General features: G+C 58.1%; 15 protein-coding genes. 9 read left to right on the top strand and 6 right to left on the bottom strand.

The features are described 5' to 3' along the window. The 4 genes from fdhF to AVCG78_RS14490 all read left to right on the top strand — a co-directional run bounded on the left by fdhF (position 1) and on the right by AVCG78_RS14490 (position 5,952). Positions 1-2,880, top strand: coding sequence for a formate dehydrogenase subunit alpha (gene fdhF, locus AVCG78_RS14505; RefSeq protein WP_071202948.1), 2,880 nt, complete (start codon positions 1-3; stop codon positions 2,878-2,880). A 52-nt stretch (positions 2,881-2,932) separates the two neighbouring features. Further along, positions 2,933-3,748, top strand: a complete 816-nt coding sequence (fdhD, locus tag AVCG78_RS14500; protein WP_409065481.1) for a formate dehydrogenase accessory sulfurtransferase FdhD — start codon at positions 2,933-2,935, stop codon at positions 3,746-3,748. Next, a complete protein-coding gene (locus tag AVCG78_RS14495; protein WP_071202946.1) occupies positions 3,738-4,010 on the top strand; it encodes a formate dehydrogenase subunit delta in 273 nt (90 codons plus the stop codon). Before fdhD ends, AVCG78_RS14495 begins: the two co-directional genes overlap by 11 nt. Positions 4,011-4,293: 283 nt before the next feature. After that, the gene (locus AVCG78_RS14490; RefSeq protein ID WP_071203247.1) at positions 4,294-5,952 is read left to right on the top strand and encodes an OFA family MFS transporter; all 1,659 of its coding nucleotides are present in this window, start codon (positions 4,294-4,296) and stop codon (positions 5,950-5,952) included. 131 nt (positions 5,953-6,083) lie between these two features. On the opposite strand, the gene AVCG78_RS14485 is transcribed toward AVCG78_RS14490, so the two are convergent. The 5 genes from AVCG78_RS14485 to AVCG78_RS14465 all read right to left on the bottom strand — a co-directional run bounded on the left by AVCG78_RS14485 (position 6,084) and on the right by AVCG78_RS14465 (position 15,726). Beyond that, on the bottom strand, positions 6,084-6,563 hold the full coding sequence (locus AVCG78_RS14485) for a chemotaxis protein CheW (protein ID WP_015917370.1): 480 nt from the start codon (positions 6,561-6,563) through the stop codon (positions 6,084-6,086). Between the two features lie 113 nt (positions 6,564-6,676). Then, positions 6,677-8,356, bottom strand: coding sequence for a methyl-accepting chemotaxis protein (locus tag AVCG78_RS14480; RefSeq protein ID WP_080517008.1), 1,680 nt, complete (start codon positions 8,354-8,356; stop codon positions 6,677-6,679). Positions 8,357-9,074: 718 nt separating this feature from the next. Beyond that, positions 9,075-13,289: a translocation/assembly module TamB domain-containing protein gene (locus AVCG78_RS14475; protein ID WP_071202940.1), complete on the bottom strand. Its 4,215-nt coding sequence runs from the start codon at positions 13,287-13,289 to the stop codon at positions 9,075-9,077. Positions 13,290-13,332: 43 nt separating this feature from the next. Further along, the gene (locus tag AVCG78_RS14470) at positions 13,333-15,285 is read right to left on the bottom strand and encodes an autotransporter assembly complex protein TamA (protein WP_409065480.1); all 1,953 of its coding nucleotides are present in this window, start codon (positions 15,283-15,285) and stop codon (positions 13,333-13,335) included. A 177-nt stretch (positions 15,286-15,462) separates the two neighbouring features. Next, the gene (locus tag AVCG78_RS14465) at positions 15,463-15,726 is read right to left on the bottom strand and encodes a glycine zipper domain-containing protein (protein ID WP_015917366.1); all 264 of its coding nucleotides are present in this window, start codon (positions 15,724-15,726) and stop codon (positions 15,463-15,465) included. Positions 15,727-16,414: 688 nt separating this feature from the next. On the opposite strand from AVCG78_RS14465, the gene hemA reads away from it, so the two are divergent. Further along, positions 16,415-17,629, top strand: a complete 1,215-nt coding sequence (gene hemA, locus AVCG78_RS14460; RefSeq protein ID WP_015917365.1) for a 5-aminolevulinate synthase — start codon at positions 16,415-16,417, stop codon at positions 17,627-17,629. Between the two features lie 124 nt (positions 17,630-17,753). Next, positions 17,754-18,986, top strand: coding sequence for a serine hydrolase domain-containing protein (locus AVCG78_RS14455; RefSeq protein WP_156582682.1), 1,233 nt, complete (start codon positions 17,754-17,756; stop codon positions 18,984-18,986). 66 nt (positions 18,987-19,052) lie between these two features. Here the strand turns inward: AVCG78_RS14455 and dxr are convergent, their stop codons facing one another. Further along, positions 19,053-20,246: a 1-deoxy-D-xylulose-5-phosphate reductoisomerase gene (gene dxr, locus AVCG78_RS14450; RefSeq protein WP_015917363.1), complete on the bottom strand. Its 1,194-nt coding sequence runs from the start codon at positions 20,244-20,246 to the stop codon at positions 19,053-19,055. Positions 20,247-20,992: 746 nt separating this feature from the next. On the opposite strand from dxr, the gene AVCG78_RS14445 reads away from it, so the two are divergent. From AVCG78_RS14445 to cheY1, 3 genes are all read left to right on the top strand, one after another. After that, positions 20,993-22,627, top strand: a complete 1,635-nt coding sequence (locus AVCG78_RS14445; protein ID WP_234665146.1) for a globin-coupled sensor protein — start codon at positions 20,993-20,995, stop codon at positions 22,625-22,627. A 136-nt stretch (positions 22,628-22,763) separates the two neighbouring features. Then, complete coding sequence (locus tag AVCG78_RS14440; protein WP_071203273.1) at positions 22,764-23,060, top strand: STAS domain-containing protein; 297 nt, start codon at positions 22,764-22,766, stop codon at positions 23,058-23,060. Continuing rightward, positions 23,057-23,422 carry a chemotaxis response regulator CheY1 gene (gene cheY1 / locus AVCG78_RS14435; RefSeq protein WP_006726298.1) on the top strand — a complete coding sequence of 122 codons (366 nt, stop codon included), beginning with the start codon at positions 23,057-23,059 and terminating at the stop codon, positions 23,420-23,422. Before AVCG78_RS14440 ends, cheY1 begins: the two co-directional genes overlap by 4 nt. Positions 23,423-23,431 lie beyond the last annotated feature (9 nt).

Here is a 23,431-nt window from a genome sequence, read left to right as displayed (position 1 = left end):
ATGTCTCTGATCCATGAAATTGACTATGGTACCCCGGCTTCGCTTTCCACCGAAACTGTGACGCTGACCATTGATGGCCGTGAGGTGACGGTGGCGGCAGGCACGTCGATCATGCGGGCCTCAATGGAGGCGGGCATTCAGGTGCCGAAGCTGTGCGCTACCGATATGGTGGATGCCTTTGGTTCCTGTCGGCTCTGTCTGGTGGAGGTCGAGGGCCGCAATGGTACCCCGGCCTCCTGCACCACGCCCTGCGCGCCCGGTATCGTCGTTCACACCCAGACGGAGCGGCTTAAAGCTATCCGCAAGGGGGTGATGGAGCTTTATATCTCCGACCATCCCCTGGACTGTCTGACCTGTGCAGCCAATGGCGATTGCGAATTGCAGGACATGGCAGGGGCCGTGGGCCTGCGCGATGTTCGCTACGGCTATGAGGGTGACAACCACGTCAAGACCCGGGCTGGTGAAGGGTTGAATGCCCGCTACATGCCGAAGGACGAAAGCAATCCCTATTTTACCTATGATCCCTCCAAATGCATCGTCTGTTCGCGGTGTGTGCGGGCCTGCGAGGAAGTGCAGGGTACGTTTGCGCTGACCATTGAGGGGCGTGGCTTTGACAGCCGGGTGTCGCCGGGCGCCCATGAGGCGTTTCTGGAATCGGAATGCGTTTCCTGCGGGGCCTGCGTGCAGGCCTGTCCAACCGCGACGCTGACGGAAAAATCCGTCATCGCTATTGGTCAGCCGGAGCATTCGCTGGTGACGACCTGCGCCTATTGCGGCGTTGGCTGTTCCTTCAAAGCGGAAATGCGCGGCGAAGAACTGGTGCGCATGGTGCCGTGGAAAGACGGCAAGGCCAATCGCGGCCATTCCTGCGTCAAGGGCCGGTTTGCCTATGGCTATGCCAGCCACAAGGATCGCATCCTCAATCCGATGGTGCGGGAGAAAATTACCGATCCGTGGCGGGAAGTGACCTGGGAGGAGGCCTTCGCGCATGTGGCCTCCGAGTTCAAGCGGTTGCAATATCAATATGGCCGCGATTCCATCGGCGGCATTACCTCCTCGCGCTGCACCAATGAAGAAACCTATCTGGTGCAGAAGCTGATCCGGGCTGGCTTTGGCAATAACAATGTCGATACCTGCGCCCGCGTCTGTCATTCACCGACCGGTTATGGTCTTGGCCAAGCCTTCGGGACGTCGGCGGGTACGCAGGATTTTGACAGTGTCGAGCATTCCGATGTGGTGCTCGTGATCGGTGCCAATCCGACCGATGGCCATCCGGTGTTCGGGTCGCGGCTGAAAAAGCGGTTGCGCAAGGGCGCGAAGCTGATCGTTATCGATCCGCGCCGTATCGATCTGGTCAAGACGCCGCATGTTGAGGCAGCTTTCCATCTGCCGCTGAAGCCCGGCACCAATGTTGCCGTGCTGACGGCGCTGGCGCATGTGATTGTCACCGAAGGTCTGGCCAACGAGGCCTTTATCCGCGAGCGCTGCGACTGGTCAGAATTTGAGGATTGGGCGGCTTTTGTGGCCGATCCTCAGCATAGCCCGGAAGCAACTGAGGCGTTTACAGGCGTACCTGCTGCTGATCTGCGCGGGGCGGCCAGGCTTTATGCCACCGGCGGCAATGGGGCGATCTATTACGGGTTGGGCGTAACAGAGCATAGCCAGGGCTCGACCACTGTCATGGCGATTGCCAATCTGGCCATGGCGACCGGCAATATCGGCCGTCCGGGTGTCGGGGTAAACCCGCTGCGTGGGCAGAACAATGTGCAGGGCTCCTGCGATATGGGGTCTTTCCCCCATGAGCTGCCGGGCTATCGGCATATTTCCGACGATGCCACCCGCGAGACCTTCGAGAAACTCTGGGGTGTGACGCTGAACAACGAGCCGGGCCTGCGTATTCCCAATATGCTGGATGCGGCGGTGGAAGGCACGTTCAAGGGGCTTTACGTCCAGGGTGAGGATATCTTGCAATCCGACCCGGATACCAAACATGTTTCGGCAGGCTTGGCGGCGATGGAATGCGTTGTTGTCCACGATCTGTTTTTGAATGAAACCGCCAATTACGCGCATGTCTTCCTGCCGGGTTCGACCTTTCTGGAAAAGGACGGTACGTTTACCAATGCCGAGCGGCGCATCAACCGGGTGCGCAAGGTGATGAGCCCCAAGAATGGCTATAGCGACTGGGAAGTGACCCAGAAAATGGCTGAGGCGATGGGGCTAGGCTGGAATTACAGCCATCCGTCCGAGATCATGGCAGAAATTGCCGCGACCACGCCCAGCTTTGCCGGTGTTTCCTATGAGATGCTGGAGGAAAAAGGCTCGGTGCAATGGCCGTGCAATGAAAAGCACCCGGAAGGTTCGCCGATCATGCATGTCGATGGCTTCGTGCGCGGCAAGGGTAAGTTTATCCGCACCGAATATGTGGCGACGGACGAGCGCACCGGCCCGCGCTTCCCGCTGCTGCTGACCACTGGACGCATTCTGTCGCAGTATAATGTCGGCGCGCAGACGCGGCGCACCGAAAACACCGTCTGGCATGGAGAAGACCGGCTCGAAATCCACCCGCATGATGCCGAACAGCGCGGTATCAAGGAAGGAGACTGGATCAAGCTGGCCAGTCGTTCCGGCGACACGACGCTACGTGCGTTGATCACTGACCGCGTCGCGCCGGGCGTGGTCTATACCACCTTCCATCACCCCGATACGCAGGCGAATGTCATCACCACGGATTATTCCGATTGGGCGACCAATTGCCCCGAATATAAGGTGACCGCAGTGCAGGTTTCGCCCTCGAACGGTCCGACCGAATGGCAGCGGGACTATGATGAACTGTCGCGCCAGTCCCGCCGGATTTCCGGCAAGCTGGAAGCGGCGGAATAGAATGGTGGTCAGGGAGGATAACGGGAAGGAGGGTTTTGCTGTCATGCCGGAGATGAAAACCACCTGTCTCGTGCCGCAGGTGCAGTATCGCCAAGGGATGACCAAGGAGGCCCACCGGATCGTGCCGGAGGAAGTGCCGGTGGCCTTTTCCTATGGCGGCTCTACCCACGCCGTGATGATGGCGACGCCCGCCGATCTCGAGGATTTTGCGCTGGGCTTTTCGCTGGCCGAGGGCATTATTACCCGGCTGGATGAGGTTCTCGATATTGAGCCGGTCGAGGCGGGAAGCGGCATCGATGTGCAGGTGACGCTGCTGGATACGACAGCGGACGCCCTGACGACCCGCCGCCGTCGTATGGCGGGGCCGGTTGGTTGCGGTCTCTGCGGCATTGAGTCAATCGAACAGGCCAGCCGGGATGTACCGATCGTCACCGGCGGATTGACGCTGACACCGGCGGATATCCGTGAGGCTATCGATGCGCTCAGCCGGGCGCAGGCGCTTAACCGGCAAACCCATGCGGTGCATGGGGCTGGTTTCTTCGTTCCCGGCGAAGGCCTGCTGGCGATCCGGGAAGATGTGGGGCGTCATAATGCTCTTGATAAATTGGTCGGTGCGGTGTTGAAGGCCGGACGCCGGGGCGAAGACGGCGTGGTGGTCGTCACCAGCCGGTTGTCGGTGGAGATGGTGCAGAAGGCGGCCATGCTGGGTGCGCCGATTCTATTGGCGATTTCTGCTCCAACCGCTCTTGCCATCCGCACGGCGCAGGCGGCGGGCATGACCCTGATCGGCATTGCCCGGGGCGATGATTTTGAAGTCTTTACCCGTCCTGACCGCATAATATCCGGGGTTTCCGCCGATGTCGCATGACCATATTGCTGAAAAACTGATCCGCATGGCAAACCAGATCGCCCAGTTCTTTAACACGCAGCCGGAGCATGAGCGGGTGCAGGGCGTGGCAACCCACATCAACAAGTTCTGGGAACCGCGCATGCGCCGCCAGTTTTTCGAGATGATTGATGCAGGTCGGGACGGATTTGACCCGCTGGTGATCGAGGCAGCGAAACTGATCAAACGTCCGGTGGATAATAGTGCCGATGCCTTTGGAATGGCGGGGCAGGGGACAGTCTGAAAGGCCGACCGAACGGGCGACGGCATAGTGTGCATGGCGCCAAATATTCTAAAGATTTGAACAGGTTGATTAGGGCCATATCTGGCCTTTCGACAGACGCGCTATGTGTGGCGGCGGCGGTTGCGCTGTCCGCTACAGGTAGTGATGGGAATAGACAAGCTAACCAGTGCCGTGATGCATTCACTTTGGTCATGCCATCATGCGCTGGTTTTTTGTTTGAGCAACGACTTCTCCAAATGCGGCTGGGGCCTCCATTTGGATAGAAGCACGAGGAGGGATATTTATGGCAGTTACGAATGCGCCGGGGACAGCGCTGTCATCATCTGCCGGTTTGCTTGATCGGGAACGGATCATTGCAAAACCGGGTTTCAATCGTTGGCTGGTGCCACCAGCAGCGCTTGCCATTCATCTGTGCATCGGCATGGCCTATGGCTTTAGCGTGTTCTGGCTGCCGCTCAGCAAGGCATTGGGTACCGCCGCGCCTGCAAGCTGCGCTGGTCTGTCGCTTGTCGGCGCGCTGTTCACCACCGAGTGTAATTGGCGCGTTGCCGACCTTGGCTGGATCTACACATTGTTCTTCGTGCTGCTTGGCTGTTCCGCAGCGCTTTGGGGCGGTTGGCTGGAGCGGGTTGGTCCGCGTCGTGCCGGTTTTGTTTCGGCCTGCTGCTGGTGCGGTGGCATTCTGGTCGCGGCACTGGGGGTTTTCACCCATCAACTGTGGCTGATGTGGATCGGCGCAGGCGTCATCGGCGGTATCGGGCTTGGCCTTGGCTATATTTCTCCGGTATCTACGTTGATCAAATGGTTTCCCGACCGGCGCGGCATGGCGACTGGTATGGCAATCATGGGCTTTGGCGGCGGGGCGATGATCGGTGCGCCGCTCGCCAATCTGCTGATGGGCGTGTTCCGGTCCGATGCCGGGCCGGGCGTCTGGCAGACTTTCGTGGTTATGGCCGCTATCTATTTTGTCTTCATGATGGGCGGCGCTTTCGGTTACCGCATTCCGCCCGCCGGCTGGCGTCCAGAAGGTTGGACCCCGCCTGTTGCCAAAAGCAGCATGATTACCCATCGCCACGTGCATCTGCGCGATGCCCACAAGACCAAGCAGTTCTGGCTGATCTGGGCCGTGCTCTGCCTGAATGTCTCGGCGGGTATCGGGGTGATCGGCATGGCCTCGCCCATGCTTCAGGAAATTTTTGCCGGCTCACTGATCGGTCTGCCGGACCTGACATTCTCGCAATTGGACACCGCGCAAAAGGCGCAGATCGCCGCCATCGCTGCCGGATTTACCGGGTTGTTGTCGCTCTTCAACATTGGCGGACGGTTTTTCTGGGCGTCGATGTCGGACAAGATCGGGCGCAAGAACACCTACTACTGCTTCTTCCTGCTCGGCATCCTGCTGTATGCGATAGCACCGACTTTGGCGGGTCTAGGCTCCAAGGCCATGTTCGTTCTGGCTTTCGGCGTCATCCTGTCGATGTATGGCGGCGGTTTTGCCACCATTCCGGCCTATCTAGCCGATATTTTCGGAACGCAATTCGTGGGCGCCATTCATGGCCGATTGCTGACCGCCTGGGCAACGGCAGGCATCGTCGGTCCTGTCGTGGTCAACTATATCCGCGAAGCCCAGATTGCTGCCGGGATTTCTCCCGGTCCCGCACTTTATACCGGCACGATGTATATCCTGGCCGGCATGCTGGCGCTCGGCCTTGTCGCCAATGCCTTGATCCGTCCATTGCCGGAGAAATGGTTCATGTCGGATGACGAGGTTGCCGCCCTTCAGGCCAAGACCGCTGCCGCCAGTGCTGGCCCGACCGGCTCGTTCGGCATTGGCAAAGGCGGTTTCGACGCCAAGGCGGCACTCGCCTGGGCCGTTGTCGGCATTCCCTTGCTCTGGGGTGTTTGGGTCACTCTGCGCAGCACGCTTGTGCTGTTTGGCTAACCGATCTCGTCATGCCGCCCTGCTTAAAAGCAGGGCGGCATTTTTGATCCGAGCCATGCAGAAGAGAGCAAAAGCACAAAAACAAAAAAGCGGCCCGATGAGGCCGCTTTTGATATTATCGTTTTATAAGATCAGGCCGCAAGCTCTTCCAGCTCGCTGCCCTTGAACATCTTGGAAAGGTTCAGGAAGCAGATCATGCCGTTTTCATTGGCGATGATGCCTTCGGAAAACGTCTTGTCAAAAGAGGCCGAAACTTCTGGAACCGGCTGAACCTGGCTTGAGGGGATGGTCAGGATGTCGGACACCCGGTCCACCAGCATGCCAATGACCATATTGTGCACTTCGGCGACGACAATGGCGGAGCGCTCATTGGCAACCGTGCTCTTCATGCCGAGCTTGTAGGCAAGATCAATGATCGGAATGACCGAACCGCGCAGGTTCATCACGCCGATCACATCGGCCGGTGCATGCGGAATGGGCGTGGAAGGCGCCCAGCCGCGGATTTCCCGGATTGTGGTGGTCTTGACGCAAAACTCCTGATCATGCAGGCGAAACGCGATGATTTCGAGGTTTTCACCGCCGAAGCTGGTAGGGGTAATAGGTGTTGCCATGATATCCGTCCCGCCTGTCTTTCGCCCTCCGCTTCCTGTAAACAGGTTACCCGCCGGGGCTGTATTGCGATCATTAGTCCGATGTTCGTCCATGCGATGCGTAGCGATTACCGCTAAGCCGCATATTTGTCATGGCTCATCCTAGCGGAAGAATGTTTCTCAAATCTAAATTGTTCGAGCAGGTTGCGCAGGTTTTCGGTTTGTTGGGCAAGGCCATGGCTCGCCGCCGAGCTTTCTTCCACCATGGCGGCATTCTGCTGGGTATTCTGGTCCATGGTGTTGACGGCCTTGTTGATTTCTCTAAGGCCGGTTGCCTGTTCCCGAGTAGCCTCGACAATGGCGCCGATATTACGGTTGACCTCCTGAACTTCCGCCAGGATCGTCGTCAGCGCCTTGCCGGTTTCGCCCACCAGCGATACGCCGGTTTCGACTTGGTTGCTTGACGTAGTGATCAGAAGTTTGATTTCCTTGGCGGCCTTGGCAGAGCGTTGCGCCAGTTCGCGTACTTCCTGGGCAACGACGGCAAAACCCTTGCCGGCCTCGCCCGCGCGGGCGGCTTCAACTCCGGCATTCAGCGCCAGAAGGTTGGTCTGGAAGGCGATATCGTCAATCACGCCGATGATGTTTGAAATCTCATTGGAAGAGTTTTCAATCTGGCCCATGGCGTCAATGGCGTTGCGAACCACCTGGCTTGAGGCTTCAGCCTGGGCCTTAGTGCGAGCAACGAGATTGGCGGCTTCGGCGGCCCGTTTTGCGCTGTCGGTGACCGTCTGGGTTACTTCCTCAAGGGCTGCGGCGGTTTCCTCGACAGAGGCAGCCTGCTGCTCGGTGCGGCGGGAAAGATCGTCAGAAGCGGATTTGATCTGGTTGGTTCCAGCGGCGATTGCATTGGCGTTCATGGCCACGGTTCGCATCGCGGTTGTCAGTTTTTCCATGGCATTGTTCAGGTCCAGCCGGATCTGGTCGAGGCCTGACACAAAAGGCCGCTCCAGCGTCACCGTCAGGTCGCCATCCGAAAGAGCCTGCAAAGCGTGCCCGATTTCCTGCACGCACCGCACCCGGTCAGTGACATCGGTGGCGAATTTCACCACCTTGATCACCTTGCCGTCGGCATCGAAGATCGGGTTATAGGAGGCTTGAATCCATGCCACTTTACCGCCCTTGCCGATGCGCTTGAACTCTTCTGCGATGAACTCGCCATTGCTGAGTTTTTCCCAGAACAGTTTGTAGTCTCGGCTCGCGGTGTAAGAGGGTTCGCAGAACATCGAATGATGCTTGCCCTGGATTTCCGCCAGGCTATATCCCAGCACTCTCAGGAAGTTTTCGTTGGCAGAAAGAATCTCTCCGGTCTTGGTAAATTCAATGACTGCCTGAGCGCGTGAAATCGCGGCCATCTTGCCGCGGTCTTCGAGGGTCTGCAACTGTGCGGTGGTGACATCGGCTGCGATCTTTACCACCTTGTAGGGCTTGCCTCGGCTGTTGCAGACGGGATTATAGGAGCCGTTGATCCAGACCTCCTGGCCTGCCTTGTTGATCCGCTTGAAGGTGGCCGTTTCGGATTGCCCGCCTGACAGCTTTTGCCAGAAGGCCTTATATTGCGCAGAGGACACATAGGAAGGATCACAAAACAGCGCGTGCTTGCGCCCTTTGAGTTCTTCGGGCCGATATCCCATCAACCGACAGAACACGTCGTTGGCGGTGATGATCGTGCCTTCGAGATCGAACTCAATGACGGCCTGAGATTTTGCAAGCGCCGACAGAATGTTTTCTGCATCTGAACCGAAACCCAGCATCGTTCTTCCTCTGTGTCCTGTAGCACGCGTATCCTGTTGGGGCATTCCCTGATGACGCGGTGGTGCTCGTAGTCGTGGTGTTTGTATTTCTCGAACCATACCAAGGGTTTGAAGATGTGAATCGCATCCTCACCTTGGGAAATTGAACGTTGAATACGAATGTCAATTTCAATGACTGTTCGTAGAATTCTTCAGTGAGATCGATTTTTTAGATCCAAGAGCCTATGCATAAAGCCAACTGTGTTGGCTCGTGCGACGTCAAGTGCGGAGCGCATTCTCACATCCTTTGTTGTGTGATCAACGACCTTGCCTTAAGCCCTATATTCATACGGGTATTTTGTTAAGAAATAGCTATTCAAGCATCCTTTGAAATGTATCGATAGCTCCCGTCTTTCCAGGGACGTTACGGACACCGGAGGTCGGGGCTTATCAAGCTGAATTCTACCGACAATCCGCTGTACAATTCCTTAAATCCTCGCCGGATTTAAAGAGAAAAGGATTCGGAGCATGAAAAAATATTGAGTTGGGATTTATGCGTGTGATAAAGCGCTGGCGATGCACGGTTTTGTTTTTCCATAATTCCCTGATCTCAGCTTGATTTAAGAAATTACGCAGGAAATTTAAGGTGTTATGCATCGCACACTTATAAATTACGAGGCTGTAGAGCGAGTGGATCGCGCCTTGACACCTGTCGGAGACGTTGTGTGTCTAACAAACTCTAGTATTCTTTCTCATAGAACACACCGCCGCCGCTCGATCCACTGGCGCCAGCCTCGCCTTTCAGCTTGAAGCCACGGCCGACATCCAGGTTGATCACGGCCTTGCTGCCGCTGCTGCCCTGCTGGAATTCGAGATAAGTTTTGTCGTTCAGATATTTTCCGGCGCTGAACTGGGTATTGCCCTTGGAATCGGTGCTGATGTCGAGATCGTCGACGCCAACAGCGCTGCGAAGACTGTTGAACAGGGATGTCGAATTGCCACCGCCCAACTGACCGACGGCATCCGCCAATTGAGCAATTTGCAGCGGCGACAGTTTCGCCATCGACTGGCCGAAAATAAGCTGGGCGAGGACCTCGTCCTGCGGCAGGGCGGGGGCGGATGAAAAGCTGATATCCGGGTCGGTCGCCACGCCGGATACCTTGGCTGTCAGCGTCGTGCTGCCTGATGTGCTGGTAGCCTCGAAGTCGACGACTGGGATAAGGCCACCGCTAAAGGTAATTTTGCCTGAGCTGAAATCCAGCCGCTTGGTGAGAATGACCATCCGGCCCCGACGCATGGTGAAGCCACCCGAGACTTGCGGTGCTGCGATACTGCCCTTGATGGTCACGGTTCCGTTCAGTTCGGCGTCGATTCCGCGTCCGCGCACGAAGATTTGCGAGGGTGCCGCGATTTGCAGATCGAGCAGAATCGGCGAGCTACTGCCATCCCCCGTTTTCTCTGGATTGAGAATTGCCGTTTGGCGGCGCACGTCGGCCGGAGCGTTCTTGTGCTTGATGTCGAGTTGGGCAATCGATCCCGGCAGCCGGGACGGAATGGTGATTGAGGTCTTGTCCAGTGTCAGCTTGCCGGACAGGGTCGGTCCATCCAGCAAGGGGCCTTTCAACCCCATGCTGCCGTTGACGGTCGCGGTGACCAAGGTACCATCGATGTAGATGGCGTTGTCGAGCTTGATTGTCAGGTCGCTGGGCAATCCCTGACCCTTCAGGTCGATCGTGCCGGTCGCCGACACTCTGCCTCCGGCGGAAATCCTGCCGGTGACGGAGTTGATCCGGGCCTGATCGCCGGTCAAGGCAATGTCCACGGCCAATTGCTCAAGAGCGATATTGTGTTTCACATCAATCAGCCGGGCCTTGGCCGTGCTGATGGTACCGGATAACGCCGGGGAGGACAGGGTGCCGCCAATGCGGATATCGCCATTGGCATTGCCTTCTGCCGTCAATCCTTGCTTGGTCAACAGGCCCTGCAATGCGGTGAGCGGCAGATTAGCCTTGAAGGCCATGTTGATGGGTTTGTCGCCTGCTAGCGTCAGCGAGCCGCCGCCTGTGACATTCAGACCGCCGCCACCGGTGACGCGGCTGTCCACGGAGAGGCGATTGTCCGCAAAGGTGCCGGACGCGGTAATCGCCAGAGGTGGCAGGCCAGCGGACTGCATCTGCGTGACGCTGGCATCGTCGAGGCGCAGGTCATAAGCGATCTTCGGCGCAGATGTGCTGCCGGTGGCGGTGATCTTGCCGGAGAGTGTGCCGGTCGCGCCCAGATTGGCCGAAAATGTATTGGCAAGCGAGGCGGGGAGCGCGTTGATCTGCGCTGTCATATCCAGAGCCGCGCCTGCCTTGCCAGCGACCGTGATTGTGCCGCTGCCGGCCTTGATGGTCAGCGTCTCGATTGTCGCCGTGCCATTTTCCACGGTGATATCAGTGGGCCGGGCTAGCGTTATGGCGATGCCGCGTGGGCTGACGGCAAAATCCTGAAGCGCAATGCCGATGCTATTGCCATCCTGCTGCACCAGTGCTTTTCCGGTCAAAGGTGCATTGTCATATCGTCCTGAAAGGTCGATATCGGTGCGGGTTCCTCTCCGGTCGAACTGAAGCGCCAGCTGTTCCACAAGAGCAGAGCCATTGGAGATCCGGTCCGCCTTCACCATGCCCTGCAAGGCCAGCGACTGGAGGTCGTTGGTGGTCACATCGACCGACGGCTGCGCGATTGTTGTCGAACCCTGGCGAATGGCGGTGCCCTCGGCCTTGATCCGGGCGGCAATCTTGCCATTGGCCTCATCCAGTCTGATGGAGCCTTTCAGATCGCCCGATGCGGTCTGTCCGCCAAGGGCGGCCAGCAGGCCGAGATCGGGAAAGTCAAAATCGACAGAACCGCTGGGAAGCAGCGCACGGGAAAAGTTCAAGGCGCCGTTCAAGCTGTTGTCACCCACCGTCAAGCTCAGATCCGGCAGTGCGATGACGCCGTCTTTGGAGGTGAGGTTGAGATTGGACCGAACCGGCTTGCCATCCAGCGCGCCTTGCGCGGTCAGCGTTGCAGAGGGCGCGCCGCGTGTCAGGTCGGCTTTCGCCGCCATGGAAAAGCCAGTGAGGGCGCGGCCAGCAAGCTTTGCGGCATCGATGGTGATCGTGCCATTGGTCTGCAAGGCATTGATGGGACCATTGGCCTCAAGCTCGAACGCGGCCTTGCCCGATGCATTGGCCTGCAAGATGCTGAGATCGGTGATCATCCCCGATAGTGTGGTGGCCAGCTGCTGCCTGACAAAAGACAGTTTGCCCGAAGCGTTCAGCAGCCGTGTTTCCAGCGTAAAACCGGGAATGACAATCCCATCACCTGCGGAATAGCGTGCCTCGCCGGAAAGCTTCACCATATTGCTTTGCTCGGTGCCACCAGGCGTTCCCACTAGCTTTTCCGTCACGGCTTGTGGCAGCGCTTCAGGCCGCGCAAACAGTGTATATTGTGCCTCCACGGCCTTGCTGGCGATGGTATAGGCAGCCGTCACGCTGCCGCCAAGCGCCGGGCTTTCGATGGTGAGCGGTTGGGCGGCAATCTGCTGAGGGCTGACCGCAATCGGTGCCTTGAGGGTCAGGGGTGCCTTTACGGCGCGCGCCAGCGTCGAGTCCGTCAGCTGCGCTTGCTGTACGGTCAGTGTGGTATCGATGCTGCCGGAACGGGTGGTCAGGTTGAAAGCAGGCGCACTTGCTTTAAGGGCGATATCGCCAAACGTGCCCTGCGGCAGTGTCAGGCTCTCCAGCGCCGTGGTGGTTTCAAGTTTTGCCGCTTCGGCTGCCCCGGTCAGGCTAAATGTCAAGCCGGAGACTTGGGCGGCGAGGGTGCCATCGTCCAGCGGCCAACGGATCGCGGCAGGGCCATTCTTGCCGGTCAGTGTCGCGTGAAGGGAATTTTCGCCTTTCGGCGTATAGGTGCCGCTGGCGGCAAGCGACAGGCTGCCGGTCTCGACGCTGCCTTTTTCCACGCTCAAGGCACCGTCATCGGAAAGACGTGCGGCAATGTCGATCATCGTCTTGCCGGCAAACAGGTCGCGGAGATTGGCGGGCAACAGGCTATCGAAGGCACCGGCACCATTGACAGCCACGTGCCGACCGTCCGCAGCCAGTCTATGGGTGGCGGTTATATCCAATCGCGGTGTACCGTCGAGCGTTGCCGTCAGCGAGCCTTTCCAGTCGTTGATCGGACCGCCGCCCTTGACCGTGATCGCAAGCGCCGGATCATCTGGCAATTGCAGCAGGTTGGCGAGGATTCCGCCCTTCGGCTCCTGCAAGGTGGCGTCGACGTCCAGCCGGTTCTGCTGCGGCGCGTAGGCGAGCTGGGCCGACAGGTTTGCCTGCGGCAGATCTGCCCGGCTCACCGTCAACTGCGAGGTGATGGATTGCGGGTTCGCTTCACTGCCTCGTTCAGCCTCGACATTGCCGTCCAAAGCCAGTTTGGCCGCAGTGCCGAGCAGCGGTTGCTCCAGCCGGATGTCCGGTACAGACACCCGCTCGACCCTGACATCCACCGGCAGGCTGAAACCGTTGCTGCTGGAGGTTTCTGTTGTGGTCTCCACTGTCGGCAAGGGCTTGCGGGCCAATGTCAAGGAGGCGGCCTTGATCTGCGAGGCCTCGAAACGGCGTGACATCAGCGCCAGCGGCGACCAGTCGATGGAGAGATCCTGAATTCGGCCATAAGCACCGTTCGCGTCGGAAACAGTGATTGTGTCCACCCGCAAATGCCCGTCCAGCAGGCCGCTGATCCCGTCCACGGCGATGATCCGGTTTGGCTTCGACACCAGCGAGGCGACGAAATCGCCGATGAACCGGCTGCCGAATTGCGTTGTGCCGACCAGCGTCAGCGCCACGACCAGCATCGCGGCCAGCACCAGCAAACCATAGGCGAGAATGCGGCCAAGGCCTGAGAATAGGGTTTTGAGTGCGCTCACTGTCTGTTCCGACCTTCTTCTGTCCCGAACGGCTGCTTCTGCGTCAGAAACTTTGTCCAATACCGACATATATGCCGTATTTGTCGCCGTCGGGATAGGGATTGAGCGGTACGGCCACATCCAGACGGATCGGGCCGAACGGCGTTGCATAGCGCAGGCCGATGCCCGCGCCTGCCTTGATATCGGAGAAATCAGGCACATGCCCGCTGGACACGGTCCCGACATCGAAGAACGGCACCAGGCCAATCGTTTCGGTAATGCCGATGCGCGTTTCCAGCGAGGCGGTCATGTAAGACAGACCGCCGGTGGCGTCATCCGCGCTGTTTCTGGGCGAAATGCTTTGATAGCCATAGCCGCGCACCGAACCACCGCCGCCAGCGAAGAACCGTCTCGTTGCCGGAATATCGGCAAGCCCGCCGGTGCCAAACAAGGTCCCCACCGCCAATTTGCCCGCCAGCACGACACGGTCCTCCGCGCCAAGTCCGTAATAGCCTGAAATCGACCCTTCGAAATTGGAAAATACAGTGCTGCCGAGGAATTCATAGCTTGGCGCGGCGCTGAGCGTGGCGCGGTAGCCGGTGGTCGGGTTCATTTTGTTGTCTCGGGTATCGCGCACATAATCGAGAGGCACGGAAAAGGTCAGGTAGTCGTTTCGGCCAAAGGCATCATCGATCCGGGCATATTCCAGCGCGGTGGCCGCCGAGACTGTGTCATAGTCAGTCAACTCATAGGAATAGCCGAGTTTGCCGGTGATGGTGTCGGCATCATAGGAATCGGTGCTGAGTGTTGCGGCCTTGATCGAGGCTTCCAGTGTGCCTGATGGCAGCAGAAAACCTGGCTTGGTAAAGGTGATGCCAGCGGAATAATCGAAATCCGTTGCATCGGTTTTCTCGCCGATGCCGCTGACCGTGCCTTCGATCCGCAGAGATTCGGCCTGGCCAAACAGGTTGCGGTGGCCCCAATAGCCCTGCAATCCCGCACCGTCGATGGTGTCATAGGTTGCCCCCGCCCCGAAATAGCGGAATTTGCCTTCCGAGACAGTGATATTGAGCGGAATGGCGCCCTGTGAGTTGAGTTTATCGGCTTGGGTGACGGTCACGCTGGAGAACACGTTAAGCTTGCGCAAGCGGTCGGATGCTTTGCGCAGATCTTCCGGCGAATAGGGCTGACCGGCATTGAGCCTTGAATATTTCTGTACGAAACCAGGATCGACGGCCTTGGTGCCGGAGACTGCAACCGGACCCAGGGGCGCGACTGGCCCGGCGGACACACCAATAGTCACATCCACCCGGTTACTTTGATGGTCCGCGACCACCTGCCGGTCGGAAATGCGGGCGAGAGGGCGGCTTTGCGCCTTCAGATCATCGGCCATCTTGTTAGCGGCCTTGATAATCGCCAGGGAACCGGCGGGCTTGCCTGCCACAAGATCATAGGCCGTTGGGTCAAGCTTTGCGGCATCGCCGGTCAACGTTACCTTGCCGAGGGTAAAGAGCGGGCCGGGTTCGACCTCTATTTTAACCGGCACGGGTTTCGTGTGGGGGAATTCGGGATTGGGGGGCAGGCTATCCAGGGGTGTGCCATTGACCGTCATGGTAATGACGCCGCCATAATAGGAGTGTTCGTAAAGTGTCGCCAGGAGCCGCTCCCGTTCCTCGCGGGCCTTGATAACCACGCCAAGATCGCCGGAGACCGGCTTGTCCTTCTCCTGTATCAGCTGCGAGCTTTTTTCCAGCGCGTCTTTCAGATCGCCGGAAGCATCTTTCTCATCGCGATCGCCGGACGCTTCTTTCGACTGTAAATCGACAGAATACCGCACGGGATCAACGACATCCGTTTTGCCTTCATCGCGGCCCCAAAGGGTTATCCCGAAAATCTTGAAGGCATAGGCATCAACTGGAAACGACAAAGCCGCCGCACCCACGACGACACATGCCAGAGCGGTGCCTGACTTCCGAAACGCTTTACTGACATTCGGCAATGTCACCCTACTCGGTATAAACAGTGTCTGAAGTCCTCAATCTGGCGAGAGCAAAACCATCCCACACCCCTTGCTCCGAAATCGCTATTCCCATCTGCGATTATAGCCGAAACAGTTCCTCGGTGAACTCTTCCGGTAATGTATGGCCACCGCCGGATCGGGCCGAGAACGGCTGGATCCGGCGGTGGCTGGATGTCAGTAGCCGCGTGGGCAGTTGTCGACGTAGCGACGACCGTAGCGGTCACGATAGTAGCACTGGCCCGGCTGCTCGTTGACGCGTCCGATGATGGCGCCTGCTACGCCGCCCACGGCAGCACCAACCGCCGCACCGCGGACATTGCCAGTGGCGACGCCGCCGATGATGGCACCCGATGCGGCGCCAATGCCGGCGCCCTTTTCGGTTTCCGTGCAACCGGCGACGGCCAAGCCTGCCAGAATGAGTATAATTGCCTTTTTCATGTCCATCTCCGTATTGGATTTATCCGGATACCCAGGTCTCGCCGATCGTTCTTTATCCTGGCCAGATTTGGGTCTGCCGGCGCGTCCGCCCCTGCGCTGATATTTTGTTATGCAGCATTATTTGTCGTCTTTTGACGCATTTCCTGCCGATTGTTGTCCATTGCTGGAATCCCAACATTGCAAAAACATATAGCGAGAGCGGCGAATGTCCACCGGAAACGCTCTGTTTTTTAAGGTGTCTCTCAAAGAGATTGTCAGCATGGACGATTTTTTTCAGGGTAGGCGACTTGCAACAATGATCAATGAAGAAATCCGCTCGTATTCCGGTTGTGAATGCCGCTAAATTGCAATTTGGCGCATAGCCGAGGAGGATGGTTGGTAACCCATATTAAAGTTATTTTGTTTTAGTTTATTCTATAATAAATGTCTGCTGTGTTCAGGTTCACTCTTGCTCTGCGCGCCGTCAAGCTTGACACAGATCAAGTCTGTTTGGATCCGTATCGGCTACTGAACGAGCATGCGGCCTGTCGCGATAGGAGAGATCGATCGTCGGACCGCGATGGTGGCAGTGGTTATCGGACCCCGCATCAGCGCCGGTGCCTTTTGTCGCAGTTTAGAATCACTTTAAGGGGTTGACCGCTGCCCCGAACGATCTCAAAAGAGATCCAGGAAGATTGGAGCAGGCGCAATGGATTTTGAAGCGTTTTTCAAGAGCGAACTGGATGGCCTGCACGAAGAAGGCCGTTACCGGGTTTTTGCCGATCTTGAGCGCCAGCGCGGCAATTTTCCACGGGCTACCCGCTACACGGAAAACGGTCAGCATGACGTGACCGTCTGGTGTTCGAACGACTACCTGGGCATGGGCCAGAACGAACAGGTCGTCGAGGCGATGAAAAACGCCATCGATCACTGTGGCGCGGGTGCTGGAGGCACCCGCAATATTTCCGGCACCAATCACTATCATGTTCTGCTGGAGCAGGAACTCGCCGACTTGCATGGCAAGGAACAGGCCCTGATCTTCACGTCAGGCTATATTTCCAACTGGGCGACGCTCGGTACGTTGGGGCAGAAGATCCCCGGCCTGATTATTTTTTCCGATGCCCTGAACCATGCCTCGATGATTGAGGGCATCCGCTATGCGAAATGCGAACGGGTCATCTGGAAGCATAACGACGTCAAGGATCTGGAAGCCAAGCTGAAGGCCGCCGATCCCAAGGCGCCGAAGCTGATCGCCTTTGAGAGCGTCTATTCGATGGATGGCGATATCGCGCCGATCAGGGAAATCTGCGATCTGGCCGATCGCTACGGCGCCATGACCTATCTGGACGAAGTGCATGCGGTCGGCATGTATGGGCCGCGCGGCGGCGGTGTTGCCGAGCGTGAAGGCATCATGGACCGGCTGACAATCATCGAAGGCACGCTTGGCAAGGCGTTTGGGGTGATGGGTGGCTATATTACCGCTTCAACCGCCTTGTGCGATTTCATCCGTTCATTTGCGTCAGGTTTTATTTTCACCACGGCTTTGCCGCCTTCTCTGGCTGCTGGCGCAGTCGCCTCGATCCGGCATCTGAAATCCAGCCAGATCGAGCGTTTCGCCCATCAGGAACGGGTACGTCGGCTGCGGTCGCTTCTGGATGCGCGCGGCATTCCTCATATGCCCAATCCCAGCCATATCGTGCCGGTCCTGGTTGGCGATGCCGCCAAATGCAAGTGGATCTCCGATATCCTGCTCGACAATTTCAATATCTATGTGCAGCCGATCAATTACCCGACGGTGCCGAAGAAAACCGAGCGCCTGCGCATCACGCCCACGCCGTTGCATAGCGATGCCGATGTCGATCATCTGGTCGGAGCCCTACATCAGCTCTGGTCGAGATGTGCGCTGGCGCGGGCTGTCGCCTGATTTTTCCATTTCACTCTTGCGCAGGTTGTGCGGGTCATGGTCACATGGCCCGCATTTTGTTTTAGGGTTTGCCAGGGAAAAGTGGAATCCGGTTTTCCCTGGCAAACTCTAGGGGAGGGATAGGATGTCGATTGTCGAGCGGGTCAACCGCGTGCTGGAAGAGGCTGTGTCAAGCGAGGCTCTGGTTGGGGCGGTGGTCATGGTGTTCAGGCATGGACAGCCCCTGCTGCGGCGGGCCATTGGCCATGCTGATCGGGAAGCGCGTATTCCAGTGCAGCTTGATACGATTTTTCGCTTCGCATCCGTTACAAAACCATTTGTCGCGGTCACGGCGCTCGCTCTGATCGACAAGGGCTTGCTGGGGCTTGACGATCTGGTGGCCGATCATCTTCCCTGGTTCCGGCCAAAGACGCCAGCCGGCACGTTTGCCGCCATCACGGTGCGTCATCTGCTCACCCACACATCTGGTCTGACCTATGATCCGGCGCTGCAAAGGTTGCCGCGCGAGCGCGCGATCAATCTCGGTCTTCTCGATACGGATCTGACGGTTGAGGAAAATTTCAGCCGCCATAATGCCATTCCGCTGGCTTTTGCCCCTGGCGAGCGTTGGGGCTATTCGGTGAGCACTGATCTGCTCGGCGCTGTGGTGGCCAAAGTGCATGGCGAGAGGCGGGCGGGAGAGCAGGGCGAAGATGACGGGGCAGCAGCCCCGGTTCCAGGCACAACAAGCACGACGGCATTCGACCGGTATTTCGGCTCTATCGAAGGCAGAAACCTGCTGGAGGCGGCGGTGGTCGAGCATGTCTGCGAACCCATGCGCCTGACGGATGCCCGGTTTCGTGTCACGGATATGGCGCGGCTGGCGGTTCCGTATCGGGACGGCGAACACAGGGCCGAGCGCATGGAAGACCAATGGCGGTCAACCGGTGTATCGGGCGAAGGACCGGCTTTTTCCCCCTCGCGAATTTTCAATCCGCGGGCCTTTCAGTCCGGGGGCGGGGGGATGGCAGGCACGGCGCTGGATGTGCTGACGCTGCTCGAAACCATTCGTACTGGTGGGGGTGGACTGATGTCACCCGAGCTTGCGCAAATGTGTCTCTCCAACCAGATCGGCGATCTCCCCATGGGGCTTCCCGGCAAGCGCTTCAGCTTTCTCGGTGCTGTCATCACCGATTCCGCCGCAGCGGCCACGGCCCTGCCGCCGGGCGCGGTGCAGTGGGGTGGTGTCTATGGCAATACGTGGTTCATCGTTCCCGAGGCCGGTTTGACCGTGGTCAGCCTGAGCAATACGGCATTGGAAGGCTGTGACGGTGCGTATGTGGAGCGCTTGCGTGCTGCGGTATGCGCGACTGGATAATTCCTGAAGCCGGAATCGGCTCAAGAAAAACTATACTGCAGATTTAAAGTGTTGCAGCATTCTGGATTATCGCGTGCGGCCTTGGTTCAGGATGACCTCCTGGGCTCGGCGTCGTGCCTGTGCATCGGCGGCAAAGACATCGGCAATCACGGTCGCCGGTGCCAAGCCCGATAGATGATCCATGACATCCTCGACCACATCAGCCATGGCGAGAAAACCGATCTTTTCCTCGACAAAAGCCTCAAAGGCACATTCTTCGGCGGCGTTCAGCACGGCGCCCTGCAAGCCGCCGCGCTCAAGCGCTGTACGGGCGAGACGGATGGCCGGAAAACGGTCCAGGTCCGGCGCTTCGAAATCCAGCCGCGCCAGCTTGGTGAAATCCAAGCGGTCCACATCCAGCGCCGCGCGTTTCGGATAGCTCAGCGCATAACCGATGGCGGTGCGCATATCCGGTACGCCAAGCTGGGCCAGCACGGAGCCGTCACTATAGCCCACCATGGAGTGGATGATCGACTGAGGATGGACGATAACCTCGATCTGGTCGGGTGTCAGATCGAACAGGTGCTTGGCCTCGATCATCTCCAGCGCCTTGTTGAACATCGAGGCGCTGCCAATCGACACCTTCAGTCCCATGGACCAATTCGGATGGGCGCGGGCGGTTTGAACACTGACATCAGCCATCTGTTGGCGGGTGAAGGTGCGAAACGGCCCGCCAGAAGCCGTCAGCACGATCCGCTCCAGCGTGTCACGGTGATTTTCGTCCAGGCATTGGAAAATTGCCGAATGCTCACTATCGACGGGGATAATCTTGCCGCCGCCCTTACGCACCGTCTCGATGAACAATTCGCCAGCCGAAACGAGGCATTCCTTATTGGCCAGCGCTATATCGGCGCCGCGTGCGGCAGCTGTCAAGGTTGGCTGCAAACCGGCGGTCCCGACAATGGCGGCCATCACCCAGTCCGCCTCAAGGCATGCTGCTTCCTGTAGCCCGCTGCTGCCGGCTGCAACATCGATGCCGCTGCCCGATAACAGGTCTTTCAAGGCAATATATTGATTTTCATCAGAGGTAACTGCCAGCCTTGCGCCTGTCACCAGTGCCTGCTCCGCCAGAAGAGCGACATTGCCGTGCCCTGTCAGGGCCATGATGTCGAAGCGATCGCGTCCGCCCATTTGTCTGATCACGTCAAGCGTGTTGGTTCCGATAGAGCCGGTCGACCCCAGAATGGTGAGGCGGCGGGGCTGGGACGTGGCGGTATTCATAGATATATCCGGCAATTGCACCTGTTCCCCATGCGTCTACAGGGGAATGGGCAAGGCGGCAAGCTTCAAGCCAATGGCGTTCCCTGATGGACCATGGAAGGCGCCTCTGAAGGCTTCAGATGATTTGCTATGTCACAGGCAGTCGACCAATCCTTACAAGGATATGGACCAGACATCTGGGAAATTTTTCGAGTGGAAACGACAAAAACCAGCAGTTTTACTAGGTAAGACTGCTCTTCATGCGCGGGTTAAACGCATGGTATGTCAGAATGTCGGCTTTGTCGCGACCGCTAACTTGCCTCGCTCATTCAGCGATACAACCACTATCGTGCTTGCTGCAATCAGCGCAGCCCCTATTCCTAGAACAATCATTGCTCACCTCTTCGACCTTCATGCCGCTTGGTGCCACATTAACACAACTTAACCTTGCTCCAAGCTTGATTTCACGTTTACGCCTTCACAAATCGATTCAAATTTTAAGAATTTGGCAGTAAAGTTGAGCAGCGAATAAACATTAACCTCCAATCAACGAATTAACCATAAAGATTGTAGGACACGGAGGAATGGGCGCGTTGCGCGTCCCACTCGGCATGATGCCAGTCCCACCGTACCGGTTTCGATCCGGTATCTCCAGTACAGAGCGGTTCTCCAGGTTATGCGGCGTATAGCGCATCCATGCGGACGATTTAACAGGTGATGGCGGTCAGTTCCTGGTTCGACAGGGCCGACCCCGCGGGGATTGGCAATTGGTTCAGCACGCTGAGGCAGAACGGACGGGTGGATCGCAGGCTGGCAGCTTGCGGGACCGGCTGAATTTTGCCGGACTGGACCAGGATGCTTGCAGTCTTTTGCGTCGCCACCGGGTTGGGCTGGAGACTGACGTGGAAACGGGTCTGCGCGCGTTTTTTCGCAAGTTGCAGATGGCACCCGATGCGGCCCGCCAGTTTACCGGCGAGCGGCAGATCGACCGCCTCCATGATCTCTATGTTTCCCATTGGGACGTGATGACCGACGCGCGTTTCGATGCGCTCTATGCCGAGCGTGTCAAAGTGCTGGCTGATAGCCAAAGCCGGATGGGGCTTGATCCCCGTTGGCAGATTGCCGGCCATGCCGTTGTTCTGGAGGGTCTGGTCAGTTCCGTCTTCGCCGATCTTGCCAATCGCGGTTTCATGCCGTCCTCGCGCAAGCGGGCAGCCGAATTGCAGGCGCTGGTCAGCGCGCTCATTCGCCTGGTCATGGTGGATGTGGAGATTGCCGTTTCCCTGCGCTTCAACGAATTGCGCCTCAAGCATCATCGCGACATGGCCGACCTGCGGCGTAAGGAGCGCGCCAGCGTCACGGATCTGTTCCAAGGCGCATTCACGGCGCTGTCGCAGGGCGATCTGTCCAGCCGGCTGAACAGTGATGTCCCCGAGGAATATCAGGATCTCGTGTCGAGTTTCAATGGCGCGATGGAGAGCATTTGCGCTGCGGTTTCCGTGATGGACGCTAGCCGCCGCACGGCGGAGGACGTCAGCGCTGCCCTTGGCGAGCAAGGATCCGCGCTGGGTGTGCGGGCCGATGAGGCCGCAGCGGGCCTTGATGCGGCAAGTGCCAGTCTGCGGCGGGTAACCGAAACAGTCAGCCATAACGCGGCGCAGTCGAAACTCACCGAGCAGGCTGTCGAGATGACCGTCAAGGCGGTCGAAGCGAGCGGCGAGGTGGTTGGTAAGGCCATTGCCGCCATGGCGGATATCGAAACTTCCGCTGAGCAGATCGGCCATATTATCGGCTCTATCGATGAAATTGCCTTCCAGACCAACCTTCTGGCCTTGAACGCCGGCATCGAGGCGGCTCGCGCCGGTGATTCGGGTCGGGGCTTTGCCGTCGTTGCCCAGGAAGTACGGGCTTTGGCCCAGCGGTCCGCCGACAGTGCGCGTGAAATCAAGGCCCTGGTTGCGGCCACCAAGCATCAGGTCGAGGCCGGGGTGGAGATGGTCAATCGCACCCAGGATGCGATTTCCAGCATCGTGACGCAGGTGGTCGATATCAATCGGTCGGTCTCGGTGATGGCTGGCGAGACGGCCAAGCAGGCCGCAGCCCTGGATAGCGTCGCTTGCGTGCTCGAAGCCCAGGGCGAAACATCGCGTGCAAGCGCACAGTTGTCACGTCAGGCTGCGGATGACAGTGCCGATCTGCATACGGTGATCGTCGAGCTTGGCAAGACCGTGCGGCAATTCACCATTGAGCGCACGCACTATCGGGGCAGCCAGACCAATCCGTCGAACGGTTATCCGGTGTCATCAGCGCAAACGGCAGAGCTGCCCATGGCGGCTTTTTCCGAGGACTTCGGGGGGCACGATTTTTTAGTGCCGATTCGGGCAGGAGGCCTTTCGATGTGAGCGGTTTATTTACCTACCTCTTATACAACGGAGGAAGGTTCGGGATGAAAACGGCTTTTCGTGCCGGAGAAGCGCTTAGGTTTTGAACTCTCACACCCTTATGGGGCGGTCGATAGAAACGGTAGGGAAACAGTCTATGGCGAGCAAGAAAGGCGCATCGGCGCAGCTTAAGCTGGCATCGGTGCTCGACTTGAATGAAGCGTCTCAGCTCAAGGACAAGCTTCTGTCCATGCGGGGAGGAGCAGTTGAAATCGACGCATCCGGTGTCGAGCGGATGGGAGCACTTTGCGCCCAGGTGCTCGTCTCGGGCGCGAAAACCTGGGAAGAAGACCAGAAAACCTTCTCGATAAAGAAGGCGTCAGACGCTTTCACCAAAACCATACAGCTCTTGGGCTTGAACAACGATCAACTGATCGCGGAGATCCGGCAATGAAGAAAAAAGTATTAACCGTGGATGACTCTAGAACCATCCGCAACATGCTTCTCGTGACCCTCAACAATGCGGGTTTCGAGACCATCCAGGCCGAAGACGGCGTCGAAGGTCTTGAAGTGCTTGAAGAGTGCAATCCCGACGTGATCGTCACCGATATCAACATGCCGCGCCTTGACGGTTTTGGTTTTATCGAGGGCGTACGCCGCAATGAAAAATACCGTGCCGTTCCGATTCTCGTTCTGACGACCGAAAGCGATGCTGAGAAGAAGAACCGTGCGCGCCAGGCTGGCGCTACCGGCTGGATCGTCAAGCCATTCGATCCGACGAAACTGATCGATGCGATTGAACGTGTAACCGCCTAACGGGGTCTG

Source organism: Gillisella vitis (genome assembly GCF_021559775.1).
GTDB classification, from domain to species: Bacteria; Pseudomonadota; Alphaproteobacteria; order Rhizobiales; family Rhizobiaceae; genus Allorhizobium; species Allorhizobium ampelinum.
The sequence above is the reverse complement of the archived record's forward strand: the minus strand, read 5'-3'. Positions and strand labels throughout refer to the sequence as shown.